This is a genomic window from Bartonella sp. AP40SXNS (assembly GCF_042195825.1).
Taxonomy (GTDB): Bacteria; Pseudomonadota; Alphaproteobacteria; order Rhizobiales; family Rhizobiaceae; genus Bartonella.
This window is the reverse complement of the sequence record NZ_JBHIPB010000026.1, coordinates 1-7,438: the sequence shown is the minus strand read 5'-3', so window position 1 is coordinate 7,438 and position 7,438 is coordinate 1. Positions and strand designations below refer to the sequence as shown.

The window sequence follows — 7,438 nt, the reverse complement described above, 5'->3', positions numbered from 1 at the left end:
ATTATCTGTTGGGGAATGAAAAATAGCTGAGGAGCGCGCATAAACATTTACACCTGTAAACAAGCCAAAGAAAACAAAAATGGCACGAAAAATTCTCAAAAGAGAACTTTGGCGTAAAAATATCAATAACAATACAGATTGCCCCCGCTTTGCACTATTCATGAAGCATGATTTAAAAGAACTTCATGGAACCGCTAATAAACCCACTCAAAACAGCCACTGCCCTATAACACTTTTAACAAAAGCACATGCCTCTGTTACCAAAGAAAAGTGACACTAAAAAAACCACTTTATTTTAACTGCTGAAGATCTCTCCCCCACATTTATATAAAGAAACCTCTAAACAAAACTGTTTAGCCCGTCAATGGTTAATACATCAATATCCCCATAAATATAAAGGATAAATTTGCTTAACCATATCCCCTTGCATTCATAGAGTGAACCTTCAAAGGACGCCTAATCTCTGAGTTTCGAATGGTTTTGAAGGTTTGAGAAACCTTCAAAACCTATCTATAAAACCTATCAAAGCATATAGTTCATTTGTCTTGATTAACACGTGAAACGAACAGCAAAATTCACTATTTTGCTGATTTTACCTCATGTCATAGGCTGTGGATAAGTAGCCTTTAATAAAATTTCTTTTTAAGCAGGTTATGGGTCTTTAGCACCCTTTTTTTATTTTATTATTGCTATTTGTTTTAAATAGATCTAGCAGATTCTATTTAAAGTTTTTTAACACCGATAGATCAACGCTTATAAAGCGGTGGGGTTTTATTATAAATGCTTCAATCTCATAACAAACCACTGACATTACGCTCTCTGTTACAATCCTACCGTGATCATACAGAAAATGCGCGCGATAGAGGAACTTCTTTTGAAAAGTTTGTAATTGCTTATTTGACGCAAGACCCTCTACAATGCCAAGAATATGAAAAGGTTCAAACCTATTGTGAATGGGCAAAAGAGCATGGGGAAGATGGGCGTGATATTGGCATTGATCTGGTTGCTAAAATTCGTGATGAAGAAGGATATGCCGCTATTCAATGTAAGTTTTATAGTGCAAATCATCAGATCAAGAAAGAAGATATTGATAGCTTTATTGCTGCCTCGGGAAAAAAGATCTTCACACGCCGTATTCTGGTTGATAGCACCGAAGGTAATTGGAGTAACAATGCCGATCTCACCTGTGAAGGACAAGGAGTCCGCATTCAACGGATTAATCTTTTTGATTTGGAAAACAGTCAAATAGATTGGTCAACCTTTGAAAGCAAAGGAGAAGCTACTCTTAAGAAAAAAGAACCGAAAAAGCTTTTAGATCATCAACAAGAAGCGCTTAAAGCTGTTTGTGACGGTTTACAAGAAGCAGACCGCGGCAAGCTGATTATGGCGTGTGGAACGGGAAAGACCTTTACCAGTCTGAAGATAGCAGAAACTCTTGCTGGTCAAGGTAAACGTGTTTTATTTCTTGTCCCCTCTCTTTCTTTAATGTCACAAACAATAAGAGAATGGACAGCAGATACAGCAATCCCCTTGCGTTCCTTTGCGGTGTGTTCTGATACACAAGTTGGCAAGCGTCGTAAAGCCCAAGATGATGCTGCCGAACTCGATGTCTCGGATCTCGCTCTACCAGCAACAACAGATTCTCAAAAGCTTGGAGAAAAAGCCAATAAGACTTCTTCTGATGCCATGACAGTGGTCTTTGCTACCTACCATTCGATCCAAGTGATTTCAGATGCGCAAAAGAAATATGATTTGCCGGAATTTGATCTGATCATTTGTGATGAAGCACACCGTACCACTGGAGCTGTGTTAGGAACAGACAAGAGTGAATCTGAGTTTATCAAGGTTCATAATAATAGCCTTATTCGGGGCAAGAAACGTCTGTATATGACAGCAACACCTCGTATCTTTAGTGATAATGCCAAAAAACAAGCTAATGAGATTGATGCCGTTCTGGCTTCTATGGATGATGAAGAGCTTTATGGCAAAATCCTTTATTCTTATAGTTTCTCCCATGCTGTAAAAAATGGACTTTTAACGCCTTACAAGATTATCGTTTTAGGTGTTGATGAAGGAGAAGTGAGTAAATCTATCCAGCATCTGATGACAGATGAGAATTATGAACTTATTCTTGATGATAGAACAAAGATCATGGGTTGTTATCAAGCTCTTACCAAAATGGATCTGAAAATTGATCTTGGAGATGATACAAGACCCATGCATCGGGCTTTGGCTTTTTGTAGAGATATTAAAACTTCTGAACGCATTCGTGACACATTCAATGATGAAGAAGTTAAGAAAGATTTACGTGATCTTCATGAAAACCATAAAAATATTCCTCCTCTTAACTGTCAAGTAGATCATATTAATGGAAAATCTGGTGCCAAAAACCGTACGATAAAACTTGATTGGTTGAAAGAAGATGCGGGTGAGAATGTCTGCCGTATATTAACCAATGTACGCTGCCTTTCAGAAGGTGTTGATGTTCCTTCCCTTGATGCGGTTATGTTTTTACACCCGCGTAAAAGCCAAGTGGATGTGATACAAGCAGTGGGACGTGTGATGCGTCGTGCAAAAGGCAAAAAGATGGGCTATATCATTTTGCCGGTTGGTGTTCCTGCTGGTGTTTCACCAGAAGAGGCATTAAAAAACAATAAGAGATACAGTGTTGTCTGGCAAGTTCTCAATGCTTTGCTTGCCCATGATGAGAATTTTAGTAAAACCCTTAACCAGATGGTCTTAGGGCAAGACGTAAGCTCTATCATCGACATTGTTACAGTTTCTAAAAAGACCGAATTAGAGAATGTCACCACGGTTATTGACGAAATCCCGCTCCACGAAAAATCAGAAAAATCCGGACTTTGTATTGGGACACAAGCTCATGAACCGCACCAAACATATGAAGGACAAGGAAGATTGCCCTTTTTTGTTGAGTTTCCCAATGCTCTCAAAACACTGATTGTTAAAAAATCTACTATGAGTGATTATTGGGGCATTTGGGCTGGCAATGTTGCTGAGATTGCACAAAACCATATCACACGCCTTCAAACTATGCTTTCTGATCAAACAAGCGAAGCTTATCATGCCTTTGATGCGTTTTATAAAGAATTAAAAAACAACTTAAACAGTGAGATAAAGCAAGAAGAAGCGATTGAGATGTTAGCGCAACATCTTGTAACGCGTCCCGTGTTTGAAGCCTTGTTTGAAGGCAATGAATTTGTACAAAATAATGCCATTTCGCAAGCAATGGAAAAAATCTTAACAGAACTCGATAAAACCAATATTGAGGAAGAATCCAAAGAATTACAAGAGTTTTATGACAGCGTAAAGTTCCGTGCCTCTGGCATTACCGAACCACAGGCAAGACAAAATCTTATTATCAAACTTTACGAAGATTTTTTTACCAAAGCTTTTAAGAAGACAACGGATAGGCTTGGCATTGTTTATACCCCCGTTGAGGTTGTCGATTTTATCATTCATTCTGTTGATGATGTGTTGCGTAATGAGTTTGGAAAAAGCTTGGGGTCACGTGGAGTCTCTATTCTTGACCCTTTCACTGGAACGGGGACCTTTATCACAAGGCTTTTACAATCAAAGCTCATAAAACCAGAGGATATGGAATATAAGTTCCGTCATGATATCCATGCCAACGAGATTGTCTTACTAGCCTATTACATAGCAGCGATTAATATTGAATCGACTTATCATAGTTTGATGAAAGGTGAATATATCCCTTTCAAGCATATTGGTTTGGCTGATACGTTTCGGATGCTTGAAGAGAAGAACTTGCTACAGGAATTATTTAAAGAAAATAGTGAATATTTGGAACATCAAAAGAAACTAGATATCGAAGTTATCTTTGGTAACCCCCCTTATTCTATAGGACAAAAAAGTGCTAATGATAATGCAAAAAATACTCCTTATCCGATATTAGATAAACGTATTGGTGAAACTTATGCTGCTCAATCTGAATCAATCAATATGCAAGCACTTTATGACAGTTATATTCGTGCTATTCGCTGGGCTAGTGACCGTATAAAAGACTGTGGTGTTATTGGTTTTGTTACAAATGCGGGCTTTATCACTGGACATTCTCTGAACGGTTTACGAAAATGCCTTGTTAAGGAATTTAGCAGCCTTTACATTTTCCATTTACGGGGGAATGCACGAACCTCTGGAGAACAACGTAAAAAAGAAGGTGGTGGGATTTTTGGTGAAGGTTCTCGTGCTCCGATTGCTATATCTATTCTCGTAAAAAATCCGGAATCCAAACAACAGGGGAAAATATATTTCCATGATATTGGAGATTATCTCAAGATAAAAGAAAAGCTTACGATCATTAAGTCCCTTGAGAGCATTGATGATATTACGGATAAATTAGGTTGGCAAACGATTACACCAGATAAACATGGTGATTGGCTTGGTCAACGCGATGACAGTTTCAAGACATTCCTAGCTCTAGGTATTAAAAAAGGGCATGATAAAAAGCTCTTTGAGACTTTTTCGTGTGGTATACAGACTAATCGTGATGCTTGGGCATACAATTCAAGTCGTGAAACTCTCGCGAAGAATATGAGTAATATGATTACTTTTTACAATAGTGAAGTGGAGCATTTTAATGGTGCTTATACACATAATGACGGTAAAACACGTACTAAAACTGTAGACAATTTTGTTAATGCTGATGAAAGAAAAATAAGTTGGAGTCGCGCTCTTAAACAAGAATTAATAAGAGGAAAAATCTTTGAACTTGAAGATAGATGCCTTATTCAAAGCCTTTATCGTCCTTTTACGAAACAATGGCTCTATTATAATCGCGCCTTTAATGAAATGGTTTATAAAATGCCGCATATATTTCCGATAGGACGAGCGATTGAAAATAGAATAATACAAGTTACTGGTACAGGTTCACGAAGTGATTTTTCTGTACTTATGACTAATAATATACCTGATCTTAATATGATAGATGGTGGTAGCCAATGCTTTCCAAGGTATCTTTATGAGGATATTGAATCTTTAGAGGATAAAGATAATAACCAATCCCATTTATTTACAAACTCTACAGAAGCAAACGCAACAGCTAATTTACAGAGGCGTGATGCCATTACTGATGAAGGTCTAGCACATTTTAAAGCAGCTTATCCTAATGAAACCATAACAAAAGATGATCTATTCTATTACGTTTACGGTTTGCTTCATTCGGAAGATTATCGTGCTCGTTATGCTGATAACCTCTCTAAAGAACTGCCTCGTATCCCTTGTGTAAAGAGTGCTGGTGATTTTTGGAAGTTTGTAACAGCAGGACGTGAATTGGGTCATTTGCATGTGAATTATGAAACTGTAGAACCTTATCCTGTGACCTTTAAAAAGGGTAATCCAAAACAGACAGAGATCTCTAATCCCGAAAAGTTTTATTATGTAACTGAAATGAAATTCGCAAAAATTAAGGATAGTAAAGAAAAGGATAGAACCACTGTTATTTATAATAGCAATATCATCATGACAGATATCCCTCTTGAAGCTTATGCGTATATCGTTAATGGCAAGCCTGCTCTTGAATGGGTTATGGGGCGTCAATGTGTAAAGATTGATAAAAAGAGTGGCATTGTTAATGATGCTAATCGCTATGCTGTTGAAACCGTTGGCAACCCTGCCTACCCTCTAGAGTTATTTCAAAAGGTTATTACCGTAAGTTTAGAAACAATGAAAATCGTAAAAAAACTACCAAAATTGGAAATAAGAGAAACTGAATAACTTATAAAGCATGCTCACATAATGGGTATGATAAACTCATAAGGGGTATAAGGTTTTATACCTATAGGTTCTTATATCCCTTTTATAAATTGCTGACATACAATCTTTAAAAGGATAATTTATCATGCGTTATTTAAAAAGAAGAAACTTGCACTTTTAGATACTCTTATTTACATTGCCTTTAAAAGATTAAACCGTAATCTAAAATGATAGCTTTATTGTTATCAGAAGCTTTATTTAAAGAGGGTTATGTATATTCATTTTCTTATATTACTTATAGGTTTTGAATGTTTCTACCCCCCCAAAACCCTTACAAAACATAGAGCATTAGTTGAATTTATAGGTTGTACTATTGATATAGGTTGTTTTTTGAAAAATTGATAAAAAATAACATATTGAAATATAATGATTTTTATTTTTTATTGAAAAATATGTAAAGGGGGGCGTAAAAAGCACCTCCAAAACTCATAACCATAATGGTCTTGATAGCATTTATTATGATTATAATCCCTTTCTTTTGAAAGGCTTTAAAAGATCACATACTCTCATAAGACATGTTTTAATCATTCACTAAATGATCACTTTTGTCGATTCAATGTACTGACATAAACTGACAAATATATATTTACAGTTGTATTTATTTGTTATGGCTGTTTTAATAAGTTGTATTTTGAAAAATTCATAAAACTTAACTTATTGAAATATAATGATTTTAATTTTTTATCATTTAAAAAAAATGATATAGGTTCTAAAAAGAACTGACAAAAATGACAAAAGTTTATTAAAAGGGATTTTGCTCATCTCTATAATGATCAGTTTCTATTGAGATGTTTTCATAACAGGCAATAAATCACAATTATCATATATCCTATTTATCATTTCTCTTATGAACATGAAAAATGATGCCATGGCTATAAAGAACATAACAGCTATAGAGAAAGCAAAAATGCAAATGAAAGCATTTGTTATAAGAGCGCGGTGCTATTAAGGTCGTTTAAATTAAAGCCCCTTATAAACAAAATTCACAAAAAAATTAAAATTCATTTAGTAACAAAATTGATAGGTTATAAAGTTTAAAATACGCATTATGAGAGCGTTTCTAAAATATTATAAATGTATAGATTCAGAAAATACGCAATCGTTTCACAAAGCCCGTAATATAGTTTTAAAAGCACATAAATATAAAATAAGCAATTAATAAGCATAAGATATTATCAATACACAACGTATTTAAAAAATACAAAAAAATATCAAAAAAGATAAAATATTATTTGACAATAAATACGTATTTTGTTATATAAATAACCAAGTGATGAAAACACTAAACATGTAGCGAAAAGGTTGCGATAAACCTAATCCTATTATAAAACTGGCTATCTTTTATGCTCTAATTAGCATATATGATGATTTTGTCGGGTGTGGTTATGCTATACAATACTCTTATGAGGAAGGCATAACAACGGACTACATGCCGTGTTTTCAACACCCGGCGCCTTTATAGGCTGTCAATTGAAAACACTAAATCATGTAGGATTTAATTATGACAAATATCTCAAAAAACACCCCCGTTATCTCTTCCATTTCAAATGAAACTGCGTCTGTTAATAAACAAGAGCCTGCAAAAAAATACGAATTTATTGATGATTGTGAATATATCGATGGTCATTTCTTAACTCGAATTAGA

General features: G+C 35.1%; 2 protein-coding genes. Both read left to right on the top strand.

Annotated elements, in window-relative coordinates:
* Window positions 1-79: 79 nt before the first annotated feature.
* Window positions 80-274, top strand: a complete 195-nt coding sequence (locus ACFILZ_RS09105) for a hypothetical protein (protein ID WP_375682380.1) — start codon at window positions 80-82, stop codon at window positions 272-274.
* Between the two features lie 506 nt (window positions 275-780).
* Window positions 781-5,754 carry a DEAD/DEAH box helicase gene (locus ACFILZ_RS09100; protein WP_375610956.1) on the top strand — a complete coding sequence of 1,658 codons (4,974 nt, stop codon included), beginning with the start codon at window positions 781-783 and terminating at the stop codon, window positions 5,752-5,754.
* Window positions 5,755-7,438: the final 1,684 nt, after the last annotated feature.

Bases quoted from the DNA above. Each gene is read 5' to 3' on its own strand.
- ACFILZ_RS09105 (WP_375682380.1), top strand. From the start codon at position 80: ATGGCACGAAAAATTCTCAAAAGAGAACTTTGGCGTAAAAATATCAAT.
- ACFILZ_RS09100 (WP_375610956.1), top strand. From the start codon at position 781: ATGCTTCAATCTCATAACAAACCACTGACATTACGCTCTCTGTTACAA.